Raw genomic sequence first — 19630 nt, forward strand, 5'->3', positions numbered from 1 at the left:
CCGCCACACGGATTCGCGGCTCCGCCACACGCCAGCGACCGTGAGCGTCCCATGGCGCGCCGACTCCTCCGAAAAGCGACCACCAGCGTCCCATGGGGGGTCCGGCGTGTGGCGGAGCCGCGGAGATGCCGGGCGCGGAACCCAGCTCAGGCGGGCGCGCCGAGCCCCAGCCCCGCGTAGCGGTAGAGGAACGCCGCCATCGCATCGCGCTTGATGTTCTCGAGCGGACGGAACTCGGTCCGCCGCCCCACGGTCCAGCCCGTCGAGATCTCCATCTCCGCGAGCCACGTGATCTCGTGGAAGAACGGCGTGCTCGGCTTGATGTCGGAGAACTTCGTGATCGACGGGGTCTCCCACCAGGGCGACCCCGCGAAGCGGTAGAGGAACGCGGCCATGGCGTCACGCGTGATCGGCCGGGACGGTCGGAACTCGCGTCCGCCGGGCACCTCCCACCCCGTGGTGACCCCGGTCTGTGCGAGCCACACGATCTCCTCGTAGAACGGGTGCGAGGTCGGCACGTCGACGAACGGCGAGCCCTCGTCGAGGTCCACGTGCGGCGAGCCGGCGAAGCGATACAGGAAGGCCGCCATCGCGTCGCGCGTGACCCTGCCGAGCGGCCGGAACTCCTGCTGCCCGCCTGCGACGGGGTAACCCGTCGAGATGCCCTCGTCCGCGAGCCACTGAATCTCCGTCGTGAACGCGGAGCCATCCACGTCGGCGAACTCGATCCGCGGGCGCTCGGCGAGCTCCGCATCGATGCCGCGCGCGTCACCCGCGGTGAGGTCGACGGCGGTCGCGGATGCGAGGGTCTCGGCATCGTCCCAATACTCGGACTGGACGCGCGAGACCTCCCTGCCGGTGGCATCGTCCCAATAGCCCTCGCCGTAGAAGCGCACCGTGTACTCGCCCGGCGGAAGCCCCGGGATCGCGTACGTGCCGTCGGGACGCACCCAGCCCGTGCGGCTGAGCTTCGAGACGGGGTCAAGCACGTGGACGTGGAGCGTGTCCGCCTCGCGCGGGTCGAGGGTCGATGCCAGCGTCACCGTCCCGCTGATGGTCCGGGCGAGCTCGAGCCGCACGTCGCGCTCGACGCTGCCGCCACTCACGTCGATCACGTTGGCGGTGCCCTGCGTGCGCCTGTTCTCGAGGTACTCGATCGCGAGGCTCGACTCGACCCACGCGCCCGAGCCCGGGTCGCGATAGCCGGAGTCGGAGAACTCGACGGTGTACTCCCCCGGCACCAGCCCCGACAGCGAATACGTGCCGGCCTCGGGATCCACCACGCCGAACGTCGTGCCCGTGGGCCCGAACGCCATCACCTGCACTCCCCGCAGCGCCGCCGGGTCCGCGCCGTCCTCGACGGCGAGTGCCCCGGTGATGGTGCGGCCCTGCGCGAGCTCGGCGTTCACCCCGATGAAATTGCTCCCCCCAACGTTGACCGGGGTCGCGTCCTCGCGAGTGAGGGCGTCGGCGTAGAACTCGCGGATCACGTTGGTGCGGTCCGCCCCCTCGCCCGCCCCGTCGAACTCCAGGATGTACGTGCCCGGCTTGAGCCCGGTGAGCTTGTAGGCCCCCGTCGCGGGGTCGACCGCCGCGGTCGCGGTGGTGGAAATCCCCGCATCGACCGGCTCAGCAAAGACCTCGATCCCCTGGGCCAGCAGGGCGGGGTCCGCGCCGGGCGCGAGAGTCACGGTGCCCGCGATGGTCCTGCCGTGCTCGAGTTCCGCGTCGATTCCCGTGACGTCACCCGGGTTCGCGCCCTGGCCCACCGGCACCTGCGTGGCCAGGTGGTACGTGGACGCGCCGCGCCAATACTCGCCCACGGCGTTGGGGGTCACCTTGAGATCCGTGGCGGGGTCCACGTAGGTGCCCACCAGGAACTCGACGGTGTAGACGGCGCTTGGCAGCCCTTCGACCACGTACGCGCCGGTCGCGTCGGGCGACACGGTCTGGTCGACCCACGGGTCGTACGACCGCACCTGCACCTGGATCGCGTCCATGGCCTCGGGCGGCACTAACGGCGGAAGCGTGACCGTGCCGGAGAGCGAGTAGGTCTCCGCGGCCTGCGCGGGGACGATGCCCGCTGCACCGAGCGCGGCGGCCATCAGGAGGGCGGCGGTCGCCCGCGCGGCGCGGGCGAGACGGGAGGAGCGGGCGAGACGGGAGGAGCGGGTGCGGGGAGTGCGCGGGGCGCGAGGCATGCGGCTCATGGTGCGCCGAGCGTATCGCGGGGGTGCCCCCGGCGAAGCGACCGCCCCCGCCCCGCGGCTCCGCCCCCGCCCCGCGGCTCCGCCCCCGCCCCGCGGCTCCGCCACACAACAGCCCTCCCCACGGGCGCAATCAGCGGCTGCAGCGGCCGACTCGCCGACGACACGCCGAGCCCTGTGTGGCGCAGCCGCGAAACGGTGTGGCGGAGCCGCAGCACGGCGCAACCGCGAAAGCGTGTGGCGGAGCCGCAGCACGCGCGAGCACTCACTCGCCGCCCGCTTGCCAGCCACGCCGCGTCCGGGCTACAGTCCCACCCATGTTCCGTCGAATGTGTCGCTGACCCCGCGCACGTTCGGCGTGCGCCCGTGACGGGCGCCGGCCTCCTCCTCACGACGGAGTGGCAGGCCAGATCTCTCCCGTAGCGGGCACCGCCTCGTCGCGCGCCGCGCCCCTCGGGGTCGCGGACTGCCGGTGCGCTTGCACGCCCGGTGGCCAGCGACACGGCACCGCTCCCGAGGGCCGCGGATCCGAGTCCAGCAGCAGTCTCACCAGACGCGACACGCCAGACCCGCACCGACACCGACTTCCAAGGAGCCATCATGACGAACCCCACCTGGGCCTTCGAGACCAAGCAGATCCACGCCGGTCAGACCCCCGATTCAGAGACGGGCGCCCGTGCTCTGCCCATCTACCAGACCACCTCGTTCGTGTTCGAGGACACCACGCAGGCCGCGGCCCGCTTCGCGCTCGCGGAGCTGGGCCCGATCTACACGCGCATCGGCAACCCGACCCAGCAGGCGGTCGAGGACCGGATCGCGGCGCTCGAGGGCGGCGTCGGCGCGCTTCTGGTCGCCAGCGGATCCGCCGCGAACACCCTCGCGATCCAGAACATCGCGGAGGCGGGCGACCACGTCGTGTCGAGCCCTTCGCTCTACGGCGGCACACACAACCTGTTCGCGCACACGCTGCCCAAGTTCGGCATCGAGGTGACGTTCGTCGAGAACCCGGACGACCCCGAGTCGTGGCGCGCCGCGGTTCGCCCCAACACCAAGGCGTTCTTCGGAGAGTCCATCTCGAACCCGAAGCAGGACGTGCTCGACATCGAGGCGGTCGCGGCCGTGGCGCACGAGGTCGGCGTTCCGCTGATCGTCGACAACACCGTCGCGAGCCCGTACCTCGTGAACCCGCTCGCGTGGGGGGCGGACATCGTCACCCACTCGGCCACGAAGTATCTCGGCGGCCACGGCACCGCCATCGGCGGCGTGATCGTCGACGGCGGCTCGTTCGACTTCGGCGCCCACCCGGAGCGCTTCCCCAACTACAACACGCCCGACCCGAGCTACAACGGCCTGGTCTACGGCCGCGACCTGGGCGTCGACGGCATCTTCGGGGTGAACCTCAGCTTCATCCTCAAGGCCCGCGTGCAGTTGCTGCGCGACACCGGCGCCGCGATCAGCCCGTTCAACGCGTTCCTCATCGCCCAGGGCGTCGAGACCCTCAGCCTGCGCGTCGAGCGCCACGTCGAGAACGCCAAGCAGGTCGCCGACTTCCTCGAGGGTCACGCCCAGGTGACGTCGGTCGCCTACAGCGGCCTGGCGAGCTCCCGCTGGAACCACCTCCAGAAGAAGTACGCCCCCAAGGGCGGCGGCAGCGTGCTCGCGTTCGAGATCGTGGGCGGCAAGGAGGCGGGCCAGGCGTTCGTCGACGCGCTGCAGCTGCACTCGCTGGTGGCGAACATCGGCGACGTGCGCTCGCTCGCGATTCACCCGGCGACCACCACGCACTCGCAGCTCAACGAGGCGCAGCAGCTCTCCGCGGGCGTCTCCCCCGCGCTGGTGCGCCTCGCGGTGGGCATCGAGAACATCGACGACATCCTGGGCGACCTCGCCCTGGGCTTCGAGGCCGCAGCCGCGGTCGCGCGGCGGCAGGACGATGCGCTGGCAGAGGCGGTTTCGAACGTGGCAGCACCGGCGTGACCGACCACGTCGACACCGCCTGGGCGCCGGCGGGCGAGGCGAGGGATGAGGCCGGGCCCATTCCCGCATCGTCCGCCTGGCGCCCGGGCGACCACCCCGGCGAACGCAGGTTCGCGCACCTGGGCGAGATCCCACTCGAGGGCGACCCTCGCGGCACGCTCGACGTGACGCTCGCGTACGAGACGTGGGGCGAGCTCAACGACGCGCGCGACAACGCCGTGTACGTGGCGCACGCGTTCACGGGCGACAGCCACGTGCTGGGCGACGCCGGCCCCGGCCACCCCACCGGCGGCTGGTGGTCCGACCTGGTCGGGCCGGGCAAGGTGATCGACACCGACAGGTTCTTCGTGGTGAGCGCCAACGTGGTGGGCGGCTGCCAGGGCTCGACCGGGCCCGCGCACCCGCACCCCGAGGACGGGCGCCCGTGGGGCTCGAGCTTCCCGTACGTCACGCTCCACGACCAGGTGGTCGCGGAGGCGCGCCTGGCGGACCTGCTCGGCATCGACGCGTGGGCGCTGATCCTGGGCCCGTCGATGGGCGGAATGCGGGCCGTCGAGTGGGCGGCCACGTACCCGGAGCGGGTGCGGGCCATCGCGGCGATCGGCACAACGGCGGCCACCACGGCCGACCAGATCGCCTGGCATGCGTCGCAGGCGGCCGCGATCCGGCTGGACGCGAACTTCCGCGGCGGCGACTACTACGACGCGCCCGACGGCGAGGGCCCGCACCACGGGCTCGGGCTGGCGCGCGTGATCGCGCACACCACCTACCGGTCCGCGCCCGAGCTCAACGAGCGGTTCGGCCGGTCCGTCCAGGACGGCGACCCGCTGCGCCCGGAGGGGTTCTTCCAGGTCGAGTCCTACCTGGACCACCACGCGGACAAGCTGGCGCGGCGGTTCGATGCGAACTCGTACCTGCGGATGCTGCACGCGATCAACACGCACGACGTGGGCCGCGGCCGCGGCGGCGTCGAGGCCGCGCTGTCACGCTACGAGGGCGAGGCCCTGGTGGTCGCGATCGACTCCGACCGCCTCTACCCCCTGGCCGACGCCGAGCGGCTCGCCGGTGCGATCCCGCGCGCCGAGCTGGTGGTGCTCCACAGCGACATCGGGCACGACGGCTTCCTGGTGCCCGATTCGGGGTTGAACGATGCGGTGGCCGGGCTGCTCGAGCGGGTGGCGGTGGGGGTGGGCGCGTAGAGCGTCGAGTCCAACATCGCTCGGTCCACGCTGGGGTGGTTCGACAAGGGCGCGGCAAGCAGGTCGGACCTCTGGATGAGGCGTCGTCGCGGCCGTAGCTGGCCACGATGGCGACGTCGAGCTCGTTCAGCACCCGGAACATGCGCGACATGCACAAGGTCGTGCGCCCCGACTCGAGATCGACCATGTAGTCGCGGGTGAGCGCGAGCCGCTCCGCCAGCGCTGCCTGGCTGATGCCCGCCTCCTCACGCGCGTCCGTGACGACGGCGGCGAGGTCCTGCGGCTTGCGTGCGGTCAGTTTCGGCATGGCACCGTTCCTTGCGTGGCGTCGGCCCCGGTCTCCGAGATGTGGGAATGTCGCCACACTGCCCGATGTGGGAAATATCCCGCAATCGCAGTAGTGGGGATTTTGCCGCTACCCCGGCAACCGCCGATGTCCCGTCGGCGCTGTTCCGCTCAGGGCCGGAACAGCCCGATCACACAACGCTCAAGCCTCCCCCACCACCAGGCCGAGCTCAAGCAGCTGGGCGACGAAGGCTCGCACTTCGGGCATGATCTGCTCGGCGGGGACATCGTAGGCCTCCACGAGCTCTGCGACGATGGCCGCCTCGCTCAGCGTGCCGTCGATGCGCACCCAGATCTCGAGGGCTGTGCCCTCGAAGATGTACGGCACCTGCTGCTCCTCGAGGCGCGGGAGGTTGAGCACGGTGGCGCGGGTCTCCGAGGCCACCTCGGCAAGCCCCTCGGTGCGGGTCAGCGGGGTCGGCTCGGTCATGGGTTCATCCTGCCTGCTCACCTACCGTGAGCGGTACCGCTCGGCCGCGATGTTGTCCCCGCGCCCGGCGAGGAGCTCGACGACGCGACGGCCGGGCCGCTCGAGCTCGCGTTCTGTTGATGACATGAGGTCTTCCTCCCAATCACGAGACCCAACTGTCAACAACGTCCGTCAGTTCTAGAGCTAGAGCGATCCGACCAGGCTCATGCCGACCGCGCTGAGTGCCAGCACCCCGGCAATCGCAACGTGTCGTCCGCGCGAACGACCCGCCATGACCGGTCCCATCAGCAGCGCAACAGCGGGAGCGACCACAAATGTGGCGTACCGCTCGTACAGCCAGGGAAGTTGCGAGAGCACGGTGAAGCCCGCGACGAGCGTCGCGACCAAGGCGATGACCCTCCATGGGTCCGCAACCTGCCCGGCTGGTCCCTGCTCCCGCCACAGTCCGAGCAACCCCGCGACCAGCAGACCTGTCGCCAACGCGACCATCGCCCCGTAGGCGACCGACCCAAGACCGCCCAGGGCGCCCAGCACCCTTCCGAGCGGCCCGACTGGCATCGGCGCGAGCACCGCGACAACCGCCATGGCAGCGCCTGCGGCACCCACCGCGAGCCAGTTCGACCAACCACGAGGCATGCGCAACGTCGGGAGGACCACGAGAAGCAGCACTCCCGCAGTGAGAGCGACGAGCGGTGCGTACGCGACGGTGACGCCGTCGAAATCGCGCGCCTCCGGGAATGTCTCGAGGAACTCCTCGGTGTACTGGCCGCCGTAGACGGCCCACGTGGCGACGATGCCCGCGCCAGCCGCTAGCCCGAATGCCCCGAGCCACACAGCCCAGTCCACGAGTCGGCGCCGTGTCGACTCGGCCACCACCACGATGGCGAGTCCCAGCGCCAGCGGCGCGAGCGAGGGCTGGAGGTTGACCGCGATCGCCACCAAGACGACCTGTCCCCAGCGCCTTCGTGTCAGGAATGCGAGGACGAGGACGAGCACCGCGGGCCAGATCGGATGCACCCGAGCGCTGAACAGCGCGAGCGAGTACGCGGCGAGAGGAAGGACAGCCACCACGCCGAGCCGGCGCCCGACCAGGACAGCCGCGCACGTCGCCGCGGCGAGGGAGACGAGGCGTCCCACGAGCAGGGCGGGGGCGCCCGTAGCGACGATCCCTCCGACCAACCACGAATACAGGGGGCTGATGCCCTGACCGACCACCTCTGTGTTGAGCGCGGGCCACACCGCGCCGCTGTGCTCGACAACCGGCAGGTACCAGGTCACCTCATCGGGGCGGCCCGGCAGAGCCACTGCGATCAGCGCGTTGGCGGCGAGGAGGCCGCCAAGGACCCACCAGATCGCTCGTGTGTTCGCAACACTACGATGCGGACCTGCGAAACGGGGTTCCGTCGGCGCACTGGTTCGCTGTGTCAACTCGTCGCTTTGGCCGCTCATCGGTAGCATCGATCCTCCCTGGTAGTCGGAGCCCGCGCCGCCCATACGTCTAGTTGCGTTCGGACTCGAGCCAATCGCTGACGAGCTGACCGTCAACATATCGATGGATGGCATAGTCATCTCCCCCGGCGCGGCTGACGTCGACCAGCCCGACGCCGCTCTGCGTCAGCTCGTCCACAAGCTCGCTATCGGCGCACTCAACCACATTACGTTGGACATAGATCAGTTGAGCTCCGCGAACCGAGCAGTCGCTCGATACGACCAGATCGCCGGGCTGCGCAATTTGCCTCGCCGCGCTCCACACTGCAACCCGAGCCGACGCATGTTCGAGCGCGCTGCGAACTGTCAGATCGATGTACGCCACCGATACCACCAGACTCGCGACCAGCACGACGGCAGCCCACCGGAGCCTAGGCGCGCCAGAGCTTCGCACAGCCACGGCGGCAAGGAGCGCCACCGCGAGCGTGACCTTGTTCGTGTCGTAGACATAGGTGCCGGCGTGACCCGCGAGCACGAGGTTCTCTGCCACACCCACAAGGAGCACTGTGCACAGCAAGCGGGCGTACCAGTCGATCCGGTGGAGGCGAATCGTCATCACGCGGTGCACTCGCGGGCGGAGCATCAGGGTGATCGCAACCAGCGGCACCATCGCGAGCGCCCATGCCCAGAAAACCTTCGCCAGACGCACGATGTTGAGACCTCGAGCATCAGCTCGCTGCGTCATGTGCGCCACGATCTCTGAGAGCGGGACGAGGCCACTCCATTGGTAAGCGGTCAACGCGAGCGCAGTCAGGACGCCCGCACCAATGCTCAGCGCCGCGGCACGATTCAGCCGCACGCTCCCAGGACGGAACCAGAGCGCGACCGCGATGACCACGAAGATCAGGATTCCGGTCCACTCGCTATAAGCTGCGGCGAAACTGGCGGTCAAGAGCACCGCAGGCACGTACCGTGCCTCGGGAGCTGTCGCGAGGAGGAGGAGGGTTCCAGCCAACGCGACCTGCACCACCGAGTGGCCCCAGTAGCCGAAGAAGGCCGATTGTAGACCCACGGGGGATACGAGGTAGGCCGCCGCGATGACGATTGCCCAGGCCGTGCCGCGGGGTCGGCCCACGAGGAGACGACGCGCGGTCAGGAAGAGCAGAGCTGTCGTTGCTGCCGCGAGCGTCAGCCCCAAACCTCTGATGACGGCCAACGAAGGCTCGGCGACGGCAGATACCGCCGCAGCCAGGACGAAAGCGCCCGGCGGGAAGGATGTATAGAAGAGGAGCCCAGCGTCCGATTCCACGCTCGAACCTGGGAGGTTGTCGATCCCCCGGTCGGCGATGTCTCCGAACGTGAACACGGGCAGCAGGCGGGTTTCGTCAACCTCGTGCTCGCTGAGTGCGAGAACCGTGGCTGCGACGTGCGACGGAGCATCGTCGTTGAGCGCATAGCCCAGCGCGGGCGCGCGCAACCACGCCTGTCCGAAGGCGACGAGCGCGCCGACAAGCACCGCAGCCAGCGCGATCTCGGCTACGAGCCGGACCCCCGAGCGCGGCACATCCTGCGAATCTCGTGATCGCTGACGACTGCGCGTGACAGGTACGGGGGTGGTCACGGGAGCGCTCCCTCGCCGCGCGACTCAGCGAGCAGCGAGCGGGTCAGATCGATCGCCGCCGCGGCCCTCGCCGCGCCCTCACCCGGACTTCCGGGGCGCATCTCGATCGAGATGGCGCCCTGGTACCCGACGTCGCCGAGCGCGGAGAATCCCGCCGCATGGTCGACCACCATATTCTCGATCTCCCCAAGTTGAGGTGCGCTCACGTGGTAGTGCCGTAGCAAGCTGGCGTGCTCGCGCACCGCGTCACCGATGTGGTCTCCCGCCAAGGTCATGCCGGCAGCGTCAAGGTGAAGCCCGAAGCCGGGGTGGTTGACATCTTCGACCAGGCGAGCACCGGCGGCGGCGGTCGTGACGAAGCTGCAGGCGTACTGCGGGGGATTGGGCTCGATGCATAGGCACGTGCCCGCTGCGGCCGCGATCGCGCCCAGTTCGGAGAACACCTCGACTGCAAGAGGCCAGACGCTCGCCTCTGTCGCGCCGTCAGGCACCTGCCTGTTGCGAGGCGAGCCGAACACCAGGACGCCGACATCCATGCGGCCCGCAAGCTCGACGAATCTCGCAAGGTGATCGATGGCCGCACGCCGCGTCGACGCGTCCTGGAACAGGGTCAGGTCCTCACGCCCAAAGAGCATGGACTGGAATGCCACGACCTCGATCCCATGATCACTCCAAAAGGACACATAGCTGCCAAGCTCGACGTCAGAGACATTGGTCGGATCCTTGAAGACCTTGGTCGGCGCGATCTCGACCGCGGCGACCCCCAGGCCCTGGAGCGCACGGGCAACCTCTGCCTCCTCCTCCGCGGGCCACGCGATGTTGGAGATCGCCAAGCGCGGTGCGGTCATGCCGCGCGCTCGCTTCGCACGAAGGCTGCGAGGCCGTCAAGCACTGCATCTCGGCCGTAGAGGTAGCCGTCATGTCCGTTCCACACATGCGCGTGCACCGAGCGCATGTCATAGAGGCCGGACCGCATACCGTCGGGCCGGTTGTCGAAGTCGCGTCCGAAGGCGTGACGCGCTACGTCCCGGGTCGAGACGGGCTCCGTCGCGAGGTTCACCAGCGGCAGATTGTGCGCGATGATCCGGTCGAGGTCCTCGGCGAGCCAGCGCAGGTCGTAGTACTGAAACACCCCGTCCGCATGGATGCGCTCCACGTTGTTGTCGTGCAGCAGGTCGTAGATCACATTCTTCTTGATCCCGGGCCCGAACAGGCCCGGCAGGCGCACGATGTGGACCGACGGGAACTGCCCCGTCGCGAAAGCCTCGAGCCCGAGCCGGTGGAGCCCGTAGGGATGGAGACCGTCGGTTGGCGGTTCGGTCTCCTCCGTCACCCCGACGGGGTCCCGGTACACGTCGATCGTCGAGACCAGCACCAGACGTTCCGCATCGATCGACTCGAGAGTCCGCTTGAGCTGCTCGATGTGCGCGACGTCGTCGTCCGGGTTCTGGTTGATCCGCCACTTCTCCGCCTTGGCCGCAGTGAACACGACCGTCTCGAAGGAGCGACCGGCGATCTCTGCCACGTTCGCCGAGTTGTAGAGCTCGTCGTACTCGCGAGCCGCCCGCAGGTTGCTGCCGACGAATCCCGTATAGCCGATCAATGCTGTTGTCATGCTGTCGTCGCCTCCTGTGACCGGGTCGAGCGATACCGTCCCGCGACGGCCCGGAACAGGACACCGAGGACGTGGGCGTTGCCTCTGATCGGGCTGATCTTCGTGGGGACCTTGCCCTTCGGGTACGTCCGGGTCACGGGCGTCTCAGCGGTCGCGAATCTCGGGAGGCGACCGGCCTCGATCGCCAGGTGATAGTGCAGTTCATAGGTGACGAATACATCCCGGAAGGTGTCCACCTCGGCGTCGCCGAGGAGGCGTGCGCTGTACGCCCGGAACCCATTGGTGGTGTCGGTCTGACGGACGCCCGAGGCCAGCGAGATGAGCGGCGCGTGCAGCACCTTGAGCCCGACGAGCCGTGACAGCGGCGTGTTGATGGCCCGGCCGCCCGGGATGAAGCGCGACCCCTGGACGTGGTCGACGCCCGACTCGAGCAGTTCCAGGAAGGTGGGGATCGCCTCGACGCCGTCCTTGCCGTTCCCGTCGATCACGACCACACCGGCATACCCCTGCTCGAGGCAGAAGTCGAACGCCATGCGCATCTGCGCGCTGAGTTTCCCGGGCCCGAGCTTGGTCAGCAGCGCCGTCACGCCCACCGATTCCAGGTACGAAAGGTCGAGCGACCCGTCTGTGCTCCCACCGTCGGCGACGATGACGTCGGCCGCTGGCGCCACGTCCTGCATCCGGCGCAGCTGCGCCCGCACCTTGTCGCCTTCGTTGATCACGAACACGCACACCGCGTATTGATGGTTGCGGGGCCGCAGCTTGTCTGTCCGGTACGCGGGCACCTCGCGGGTCAGCGCGCTCTCAGGCAACATTCCTCCTGGTCTCGTCAGCGATGAGCTGGTCGCTCACGATCTCCTCCATGAGGTAGTACGCCGGTTCGTTCCGCGCCTCCGACAACAGCCGACCGATGTACTCGGAGACGACCGCGAGCGACAGGAAGGTGAAGAAGAACATGATCCCCAGCTGCAGGTTGGTGGTCGCCCACCCACGTTCGACGCCATCAGCGAGCAAGTAGGTGAGGATCACGTAGCCCGCGTAGCCGAGGTTTGCGAGCGCGACGATCACTCCGGTCGTCGCGACCAGCCGCAGGGGCGCGAGAGAGTAACTCGTGATCATCTCCACGGCTTCGCGGAAGTCGGATCCGGGACGCTTGCGGCCCGCACTTGTGTTCTCGCCCGACGGCGTTTGCGGGCTGTAGTCGAACTCGACCACTTCGAAGCCCACGTGGCGGATCAGGTGCCGAAGATAGCGGTGCCGGCGTCGAGCGCTCAACAGGGTGTTCGCGGCACGTCGCGTGAAGCCGGTCAGGTAGGTCGATTGAGCAGGGATACGGATGCCGAGGATCTTGCTGTTGTACCAGTAGAACAGCGCCTTGCCCCAGGCGCGTGCGCCACGAGTGAGGGGAACCACGCTCACGCCCTGCACGATGTCCGCCGACTGCACCCGCGCCACGACCAGAGGGATCTCCGCGACCGGATCCAGAGACGGATCGAAGAGCACGATGAAGTCACCGATCGCGGTGTCCAGCCCGCTGAAGAGCGCGGTCTCATAGTCGAAGCGACGTGAGAGTCGGATGACGCGGACACAGGACAGCGTGCGCAACTCCTCGCGCAGGGCCACCACCTGCGCGGTGGCGAGTCCGTTGTCCACCACTACCAGCTCGAAGTTCGTGTAGCGGTCAGCCAGCGTGCGCTGGACATCGCTCACGATCCCGATCGCGTTCGAGGTGGTCGCATCGAACACTCCGACCACGCTCACGAACACATCGTCTCGCACGACGACTGGCTCACTGGGAATCACTGGCGCACCTCCGTCTTCACACCTCTGCCGTGTTGGACCAGGGCGTGGGATAGCTCTTCGAGGACATCGTCCACGTTGTCAATCTTTGCGCCCAGCACATAGTAGTAGCCATCGATGCCCGCGTCATTGCGAACCAGAATCGGGCGGCTGTCGGAGGCGTCGGACAACCTGAGAACCGCCTTGACCTCAGTGACCGAATCGACGTATTCGAGATCGGCGAGACTCGGAACGTACCGGCGGGCGTCGGCAATCATCGGGCGGAAGTTGGAGGGCTGTGCAGCCAGATCGACCCGGCTCGCGATGGGTCGGGGGTCCGGCGCCTCCGCGGAGTCGAACCAGCGGGCGTGAGGGGTGTAGCGGACGTGAGAGAGGGTGTGCAGCCCGCGCGCCGGGAACGGCATGAGCGAGAAGAAGGGCCCATCCATGACGGTGATCGCAGCGTTGCGCAGCTGGTCGGGCACCCTTACCAGGGCCATCTCGGTGATCTCGAGTTGGAGAGGGATCAACGGCAGCCCCGCGGAACGGTGGAGCTCGTTGGTGGAAGCGTAGACACTGCTGATCGCGAGGGGAGCGCAATAGACGTCGCCGTCCGCTGTCGTGATACTGACCACCGACCCGGAGCTCTCGATTCTCGCAACCCTGCGGTTATGAAGGATCTCCACCCCGCCAGCCCGAGCGACGCGGTCGAGCATCAGCGTGCGCAGGACGCGCGCATCGAATGCGAACTCCTCGACCTCCCAAGCCTTCTCGATGTGTCCCGGTGAGAACCACGCCTGCTGCGGTGGTCGCACTTCGGAGAGCGGCGCGCCTATGCGCTCGCAGAACGTCTCGAACTGACGCGCATTGACTTTGGAGAAGGTCGACGCGATGGCGTAGAAGTGGCGAAAGGACGTGTAGAGCGCGGGCGAGTGCTCGTCGGACCAGGCGCGCGAGCTCACCCTCGACCGGTAGGCCGTGAGGATGCTGCGCGGATAGTGGTACCCGTGGTGGACGCGCGCCTGGTTGACGTAGGAGGCGCGCTCCATCGCCGTGGACTCGGCCTCGATGACGGTGACCCGAGCCAGCCCCAGCTCCTCTCGCAGATACAGCGCGATGCGCAGGCCGAAGAAACCTGCACCGATCACGATCGCGTCCGAGCGTGCGGTCACCGGCGATACATCCATCGTCGTGCGAGGAAGTTCCACGCGAACACGGTCACCGTGGCGACGGCCTTGGCGACGAGGTAGTACCAACCAAGCTTCTCAACAAAGACCCACATCTGACCGTTGAGCAGCAGGAGTCCGATCGCGCCGATGACGCCGAATAGCGAGAAACGCACCCACGGATGAGCGACGCGCGGGTCCCGGAACACGAACCGCTCGCTCAGGACGAAGACGACTGCGAGGCCTGACAAGAAACCCGACGTGCTCGCCATGAGGTAGTGCACAGAGAACACGTCGGCAAGGAGTGCCAACGTGCAGAAATCGACGATGAGGCCGACAGCAGCTGTCCATCCGTAGCCCATGATCTGGCGGACGAGCGACCCAGCCCTCGGCCGATCAGAGGCATTCGGTGCGGCAGCATCGGCGACGGCAGGTGCGCCTGGACTTCGTCGCTCGCTCATGCAGCCCCCTCAGATTGCGAACCTGCCGAGCACGACGCGGGCACGGAGACGCTCGGTCCCGACAGCGCCACAGACGTCGCGGCTCGGGCTTTTCCCGGGAAGTGTACCGCCTGGATGTTTCGCCCACACTTCACGGTTGCGCCCAACGACAACCAGGCTCCAACCGCGAACGGAGCCGCTCAAGTGGCTATGGCACGCACGCGTGCACCTCGGGGGCGATCTCCTCGGCCCGCGCCTCGTAGGCCTCGGCGAGCTCGTCGACGATGGCGGACTCGGTGCGCGTGCCGTCGATGCGCGTCCAGATCTCGAACGCGGTGCCCTCGAAAATGTACGGCACCTGCTGCTCCTCGAGCCGCGGGAGGTTCAGCACGGTGGCGCGGGTCTCGGAGGTGACCTCGGCGAGGCCCTCGTGGCGGGTCAACGGGGACGGCGTGCTCATGCGCCCATCCTTCCCGATCGGGCGTGCGCGAGCGGTCAGGCGACGGTGACGCGACGCACGGACGCCGCGTTCCCGGCGCCCGCATCGTCCACCGATGCCGTGAGCACGATCTCCCGCCCGGCGATCCGCGTCCCCGGCTCGATGCCGAGCCGCGCGGTGATCCCGGCGCTGCCGCAGTGGCCGAGCGCGCCCACGTAGGTGAAGGTTGCGCGGCCGCGGGCGGCGTCGACGGCGAGGCTCCAGCCCTCCTCGGCGCCGCGGTCGAGCAGGTGCCACGCGGGGTCGGCGTCGAACCACACGCCGGGGGCGTCGACGGTGAGGGTGGCCCGACGGATCGGGGTGCCGTCGGCGGATTCGTAGACCACGCTCGCGCGCAGCAGCAGTGCGGCGGCGCCGTCGCCGGCGGCCTCCATCGCGGCGATGTCGGACAGGTGCAGCTGGCCGATCGGCGCGGCCTCAACCGGCGCCTCGTGCGAGGCGCCGCCTGCGAGCGTGGCGTCGACAAAGGTGGTCGGCGCGGCTGCCGCCATGCGGCGCGCCTGCCCCTGCGTCAGATGTGCGTCCACCGGGCCCTCTCCCGTAAGTCGGGCCGGGTACCCCCTCAGGCACCGCGGCCGTCGTCGTGCCTGACAGACGCAAATTACCGTGTCATGCGGCCCGTGCGACAGCGCGAGTGCGAAACGTCTCACCGGGGAACATCAGGGGTGATTCGGACAGTGCGGACACCGCGCCGGGAGGCCCGACGCCGCGGGCTCAGCGGACCGTGAGCGATACGGGCGCCAGCGTCAGCGTGGACCCCGCCGAGCTCGCCATGGCGTTGAGCGTGACCGCGAGCGACGCGGTCGGGCTCGCGCCCTCGGGGAACGTGACGTTGAGGGTGGACGTCTGCCCGTTCGGCGTCAGGTCCGCCCCGCTGTAGCGGAAGCGCACGCTGCGCACCCCGCCGGAGACCCCGATCTCCTCGAAGGTCCAGTTGGCTCCGGTCACGGACATCGGCGCGCCCGCAGCGGTCGCGGGGAACGATGCGATGGCGACGATGCTCGAGACCGCTCTGCCGGGATTGGGGTTGTACGGTCCGGCATGGCGAAACCGGAAGCCGACGCGGTAGCCGCCGCCGTTGTGGCCCGACGAGAACGCGCTGTTCCAGACGAGCACGCCCTGCACGGCGGCGGTGCGGGTGGTGGTGACCTGGGGAACGGCCACGCCGTTCGAGGTGCCGTCGCCGGCGAAGGCGACGGTGAAGGCACCCAGGCCGGCGTTCGACTTCTTGTCGACCGAGAACTCGAGGGCGGCCGTCACCGAGCTGGTCGCGTCGAGGGATCCACTCTGATACGTGAACTCGAGCACGCGGTCGGTCGAGGTGTTGCTCTCGCTGGTGAGCGTCCACGCCGAGCCGACGATGCTCGGGGCGTTGGTCGAGACGACCGACTTGGGCAGCGCGACCGTGAGCGTCACGTCGCCGACGAGGTACCCGTCGGGGGCGACGCCGTCGTCGAGATAGCCGAGCACCGCTCCGACGTTGACCTTGGACGCCGTCTGGTTCGCGTACGTCGCGCCCGACGTCGCGAAGATGAGCTGGCCGGCCTCGCGCACGGAGGTGGCGGCGGCCGGAGCCGCCGTGGCGATCAGGATCACGGGGGCCTACCAGACGGCGCCCTGAAGGACGCGCCGGCGCGACACGGACCGCGGGCGCGACGTCGCGGGTGCAGACTCTGGCATCACAACCTCAGCAGGACGGGGGCGCCCCTCAGCGAGCGCCACACCCCGCCAACATCACGGCGTGATACCTGGGACGTGCGGCAACGAGACGCACCTCACAGCAAGTTCGGAGGCTGGGCGCGGCGGTTCAGCCGCCGGACGCGATCGGGTCGAGCCCGCCGAGCGTCGGAGCCAGCGAGGCCGGGGACGCCGTATCCGGGGCGACGAACGCGTACGCGGCGATCAGCGCGATCACCACAACGGTGAGCACGATCGCCCAGCCAGGAGCACCGGCGTGATCACGCATCATCCACGGCTTGTCGAGCGAATGCCTCTTGCGACCCACGTGTCGACGTCCCATGTGAACTCCCCCCGAGCCCCGCACCGGTACGGCAGCACTCTAAAGTGACAAATGGGACATGCGCTAGGCGCGATCGCGAGAGTTTACCTGCGCGTCACAACCGTCAAGCGGAACTCGCCTCGGAGCGCTATGGCCGCTTGACCTTGAACGTGTTGCTCCAGCTCGGGTACGAAGGCGTCGAGGTCAACTGGAACGTCACGTCCATCGGCGAGGCGCCGGTTCCGCTCGCGTAGGTGAATACCGCGACGAGCGGCACATCTACGGTCGCTCCCGTGCCCGCAGTCACAGAACGCGTGAACTGCATGTTGCCCAGAGCACCGCTCACATACGTCCACCCGCTGATCGACACACCCGTGATCGTCGCCGGCGACGTGACGGTCCAGACAAGCGACAGTGACAGCGACGTGACGTTGCGCGGAACATTCGCGTTCAAGTTGACTTCGTTGCTACGGCCCGTGGTGATCCCCCCCGTGACAGTCAGGCCCGTCGAACTCGCTGTCGCGGGGCTCGCGACCGCGAGCATGATCGCCGGAGTCGCCCAGGCTGCGCCCTGCATCACGCGTCGGCGGGAGACGCCAGTGGTCTTCTCGGTCATGTCGCTCCTCGGTCGGGGATCCGCGGCCGCCCCTCAGCTGCCACTCGGTCACTCATAGGGTAGAGATCAACTAAGCATGTGACAAGCGCCACATCCTGAGCACGAAACTCTACCTGAGTATCGGCATGCAGCGCGCGAATCTGAAGAAGCGCTTGCTGGGGTGCTACCTTCCAGACGCCCGGGCGAGCCGAGCGTCTGGGCGGGCGAGGTCCGGCTGGCTAGGCCGTGTTGATCAAGTCTGATTTGATCCAGATCAGCGTGGCGGCGAGGCTGACGGCGGCGCGGTAGGTGCGGACGAGCTTGTCGGAGCGCATCGCGATGCCACGCCACTGCTTGAGCCTGTTGAAGCAGCGCTCGACGACGTTGCGGCCCTTGTATCGCTCCTGCTGCTGGTCGCCGAAGTCGATCGGCCGGCCCGGCTTCTTGCGGCGGTGCGCGATCTGATCGTCGCGCTCCGGGATGGTCGCCGCGATCCCTCGCTCGCGCAGCCATGCCCGGTTCGCCTTCGATGGGTAGCCCTTATCGGCGAGTACACGGTCGGGGCGGGTGCGGGGCCGGCCCTTCCCGTCGCGGGGCACGCGGATGTCCTCGAGCACGGCGGTCATCATCGTGGTGTCGTTGATGTTCCCGCCGGTGATCATCATCCCCAGCGGCCGGCCGCGACCGTCGCAGACCAGGTGCAGCTTGGTCGTGAGCCCGCCCCGGGAGCGGCCGATCCCGTGATCAGGCGGCTCGAACCACGGATTCTTGTGATTCGGCAGAGCCCCCTGTGTCCCGGGCGAGGGTCGCGCCGTGCTGATGCACACGCGCGATCGTGGAGTCGATCGAGACGACCCAGTCGATCTTCCCGGCAGCGTCAGCCTGCTTCTGCACCTCGGCGAGCAGTCGCTCCCAGGTGCCGTCCTCGGCCCACCGGTTGAACCGCTTGTAGATCGAGTTCCACTTCCCGAACCGATCCGGCACGTCCCGCCACGGCGCCCCGGTCCGGTACTTCCACGCCATCCCCTCAACAGTGAGTCGGTGATCTGTCCACGGCCGCGACCTCCCGGTCGCCGTCGGCATCAACGGCTCCATCACGGCCCACACCTCGTCAGAGATCTCCTGTCGCGTCACCGTTCAAGACTTGCCCACCGAGGAACGAAACCTCTTGATCAACACGGCCTAGGAGGCCGCGGTCAGCGTGACCACGATCTGGTTCGGGCTCAACACCGCCGGACCAGCCGAAGTGAACGTCACCGTCTGGACAACCGAGTCAGGAGCCGACTTGAATACAGGCGTCCACTCCGCGGAGAACACGGCGTCGCCCGACCCGGCGGGCACTGTGAACTGCGCCACGACGGTTCCGGGGTTGCCGAAGGTCCACGCCGCCCCGCTGTAGGAGCCCGCAGACGAGAAGTGGCCCAACTCGTAGGTGATCGTCGCGGTGACGGTGTACGCGGAGGCGGCGCGCGGCGCTGTCACGTCAAGCGTCAGCGTGCCGGGATCGGTCGACGCACCGACGTGGACCAGATTGTCGCTGGTGGCACGCGCCGGCACCGCCGTCGCGAGCACGATCGCCGGCGTCGCCCACGCCGCACCCTGGATGATTCGTCGGCGCGAAACGGGCTCTTCACAGATGAGGCTGTAGGAGTGGTCTGAAGCCGCCGGCCTCGAGGAGTGAGCGGGCGATGTAGTGGGTGAGATTCCGAAAGCCCAGGGCCGAGCCGCGCAGGTGCTCGAGGCGTCCATTGATCGCCTCCGTCGGTCCGTTGGATGTGCCGGGGCGGTCGAAGTACGCGAGGACGTCGGACTTGCGGTTGTTCAGGGTGCGGCCGAGTTGTCGCAGCTCGACCAGTGCGGCAGGGACGCCGGTGCGTAGCGACTCGATCAGCGCCGTGAAGTCGGCGCGCGCAGCAGCCCGGTCGGGGTTGCGGTAGTTGGTGATGAGGCGCTGGTAGACGCCCCAGGTGACCTCGACCTCAGCGTGGTCGTCGGCGTCGAAGAGGGCGTCGAGCCGATCCCACTGGCGTTCGGTGAGGAACTCGAGCCCTGTGTGCAGGACCCGGCGGGACATGTAGAGCGGGTCGCCCGCGTGACCGCGATGTCCATGGATGGCCTGTTGGATGCGGCGTCGGCACTGGTCGAGGGCGTCGCCGGCGAGACGCACGACATGGAACGGGTCCATCACGGCCGTCGCGGCAGGCAACTCTTCGGCTGCGGCGGTCTTGAAGCCCGCGAAGCCGTCCATCGCGATCGTTTCGATTCCGTCGGCCCAAGCCTTGGACCGTTCCGATAGCCATGTTTTGAACACGGCCTTGGACCTGCCAGGG

The 19630-nt window shown here is 68.5% G+C and carries 20 protein-coding genes and 1 pseudogene; 2 read left to right on the forward strand and 19 right to left on the reverse strand.

Features of this window, described 5'->3' with window-relative positions; translation table 11 throughout:
- Positions 1–146: 146 nt before the first annotated feature.
- Positions 147–2210, reverse strand: coding sequence for an S-layer homology domain-containing protein (locus ABEA62_RS03210; protein WP_286214123.1), 2064 nt, complete (start codon positions 2208–2210; stop codon positions 147–149).
- Between the two features lie 597 nt (positions 2211–2807).
- Between ABEA62_RS03210 and ABEA62_RS03215 the strand changes: the two genes are divergently transcribed.
- Positions 2808–4184, forward strand: coding sequence for a bifunctional o-acetylhomoserine/o-acetylserine sulfhydrylase (locus tag ABEA62_RS03215; protein WP_286214124.1), 1377 nt, complete (start codon positions 2808–2810; stop codon positions 4182–4184).
- Positions 4181–5383 carry a homoserine O-acetyltransferase MetX gene (gene metX, locus ABEA62_RS03220; RefSeq protein ID WP_286214125.1) on the forward strand — a complete coding sequence of 401 codons (1203 nt, stop codon included), beginning with the start codon at positions 4181–4183 and terminating at the stop codon, positions 5381–5383. Before ABEA62_RS03215 ends, metX begins: the two co-directional genes overlap by 4 nt.
- Before the next feature lie 163 nt (positions 5384–5546).
- Here metX and ABEA62_RS12675 read toward each other — a convergent pair.
- From ABEA62_RS12675 to ABEA62_RS03305, 18 genes and pseudogenes are all read right to left on the reverse strand, one after another.
- Positions 5547–5690 (reverse strand): annotated as a pseudogene (locus ABEA62_RS12675) (helix-turn-helix domain-containing protein); the annotation flags it as partial.
- A 180-nt stretch (positions 5691–5870) separates the two neighbouring features.
- Positions 5871–6158, reverse strand: coding sequence for a PqqD family protein (locus ABEA62_RS03225; protein WP_286214126.1), 288 nt, complete (start codon positions 6156–6158; stop codon positions 5871–5873).
- Between the two features lie 183 nt (positions 6159–6341).
- A complete protein-coding gene (locus ABEA62_RS03230) occupies positions 6342–7463 on the reverse strand; it encodes a hypothetical protein (RefSeq protein ID WP_286214127.1) in 1122 nt (373 codons plus the stop codon).
- Between the two features lie 193 nt (positions 7464–7656).
- Complete coding sequence (locus tag ABEA62_RS03235) at positions 7657–9207, reverse strand: hypothetical protein (protein WP_345378531.1); 1551 nt, start codon at positions 9205–9207, stop codon at positions 7657–7659.
- Positions 9204–10055 carry a sugar phosphate isomerase/epimerase family protein gene (locus tag ABEA62_RS03240; RefSeq protein ID WP_345378534.1) on the reverse strand — a complete coding sequence of 284 codons (852 nt, stop codon included), beginning with the start codon at positions 10053–10055 and terminating at the stop codon, positions 9204–9206. Before ABEA62_RS03240 ends, ABEA62_RS03235 begins: the two co-directional genes overlap by 4 nt.
- Entirely contained in the window at positions 10052–10822 is a 771-nt protein-coding gene (locus tag ABEA62_RS03245) for an NAD-dependent epimerase/dehydratase family protein (protein ID WP_286214131.1), read from the reverse strand. Before ABEA62_RS03245 ends, ABEA62_RS03240 begins: the two co-directional genes overlap by 4 nt.
- Entirely contained in the window at positions 10819–11637 is an 819-nt protein-coding gene (locus ABEA62_RS03250; protein ID WP_286214132.1) for a glycosyltransferase family 2 protein, read from the reverse strand. The genes ABEA62_RS03245 and ABEA62_RS03250 overlap by 4 nt, the downstream gene beginning before the upstream one ends.
- Positions 11627–12583: a glycosyltransferase gene (locus tag ABEA62_RS03255; RefSeq protein ID WP_286214133.1), complete on the reverse strand. Its 957-nt coding sequence runs from the start codon at positions 12581–12583 to the stop codon at positions 11627–11629. The genes ABEA62_RS03250 and ABEA62_RS03255 overlap by 11 nt, the downstream gene beginning before the upstream one ends.
- A 38-nt stretch (positions 12584–12621) precedes the next feature.
- The gene (locus tag ABEA62_RS03260; protein ID WP_286214134.1) at positions 12622–13773 is read right to left on the reverse strand and encodes an FAD-dependent oxidoreductase; all 1152 of its coding nucleotides are present in this window, start codon (positions 13771–13773) and stop codon (positions 12622–12624) included.
- Positions 13770–14228, reverse strand: a complete 459-nt coding sequence (locus tag ABEA62_RS03265) for a GtrA family protein (protein ID WP_345378539.1) — start codon at positions 14226–14228, stop codon at positions 13770–13772. The genes ABEA62_RS03260 and ABEA62_RS03265 overlap by 4 nt, the downstream gene beginning before the upstream one ends.
- A gap of 187 nt (positions 14229–14415) precedes the next feature.
- Positions 14416–14667, reverse strand: coding sequence for a PqqD family peptide modification chaperone (locus ABEA62_RS03270; RefSeq protein ID WP_286214135.1), 252 nt, complete (start codon positions 14665–14667; stop codon positions 14416–14418).
- A gap of 35 nt (positions 14668–14702) precedes the next feature.
- Complete coding sequence (locus ABEA62_RS03275; protein WP_286214136.1) at positions 14703–15197, reverse strand: hypothetical protein; 495 nt, start codon at positions 15195–15197, stop codon at positions 14703–14705.
- 223 nt (positions 15198–15420) lie between these two features.
- Positions 15421–16302 carry a hypothetical protein gene (locus ABEA62_RS03280; RefSeq protein WP_286214137.1) on the reverse strand — a complete coding sequence of 294 codons (882 nt, stop codon included), beginning with the start codon at positions 16300–16302 and terminating at the stop codon, positions 15421–15423.
- A gap of 211 nt (positions 16303–16513) precedes the next feature.
- Positions 16514–16726: a hypothetical protein gene (locus ABEA62_RS03285; protein ID WP_286214138.1), complete on the reverse strand. Its 213-nt coding sequence runs from the start codon at positions 16724–16726 to the stop codon at positions 16514–16516.
- A gap of 127 nt (positions 16727–16853) precedes the next feature.
- Positions 16854–17321, reverse strand: coding sequence for a hypothetical protein (locus ABEA62_RS03290; protein WP_345378543.1), 468 nt, complete (start codon positions 17319–17321; stop codon positions 16854–16856).
- Positions 17322–17539: 218 nt separating this feature from the next.
- A protein-coding gene (locus ABEA62_RS03295; RefSeq protein WP_412926097.1) for an IS5 family transposase occupies positions 17540–18395 on the reverse strand; the annotation gives its coding sequence in 2 pieces (ribosomal slippage) (positions 17540–18076 and positions 18078–18395; 855 coding nt in all).
- 87 nt (positions 18396–18482) lie between these two features.
- Positions 18483–18872 carry a hypothetical protein gene (locus ABEA62_RS03300; RefSeq protein WP_286214141.1) on the reverse strand — a complete coding sequence of 130 codons (390 nt, stop codon included), beginning with the start codon at positions 18870–18872 and terminating at the stop codon, positions 18483–18485.
- A 58-nt stretch (positions 18873–18930) separates the two neighbouring features.
- A partial coding sequence (locus ABEA62_RS03305; RefSeq protein ID WP_345378547.1) for an ISL3 family transposase occupies positions 18931–19630 on the reverse strand: 700 nt, incomplete at its 5' end.

The organism is Demequina sediminis, assembly GCF_039545075.1.
Taxonomy (GTDB): domain Bacteria; phylum Actinomycetota; class Actinomycetes; order Actinomycetales; family Demequinaceae; genus Demequina; species Demequina sediminis.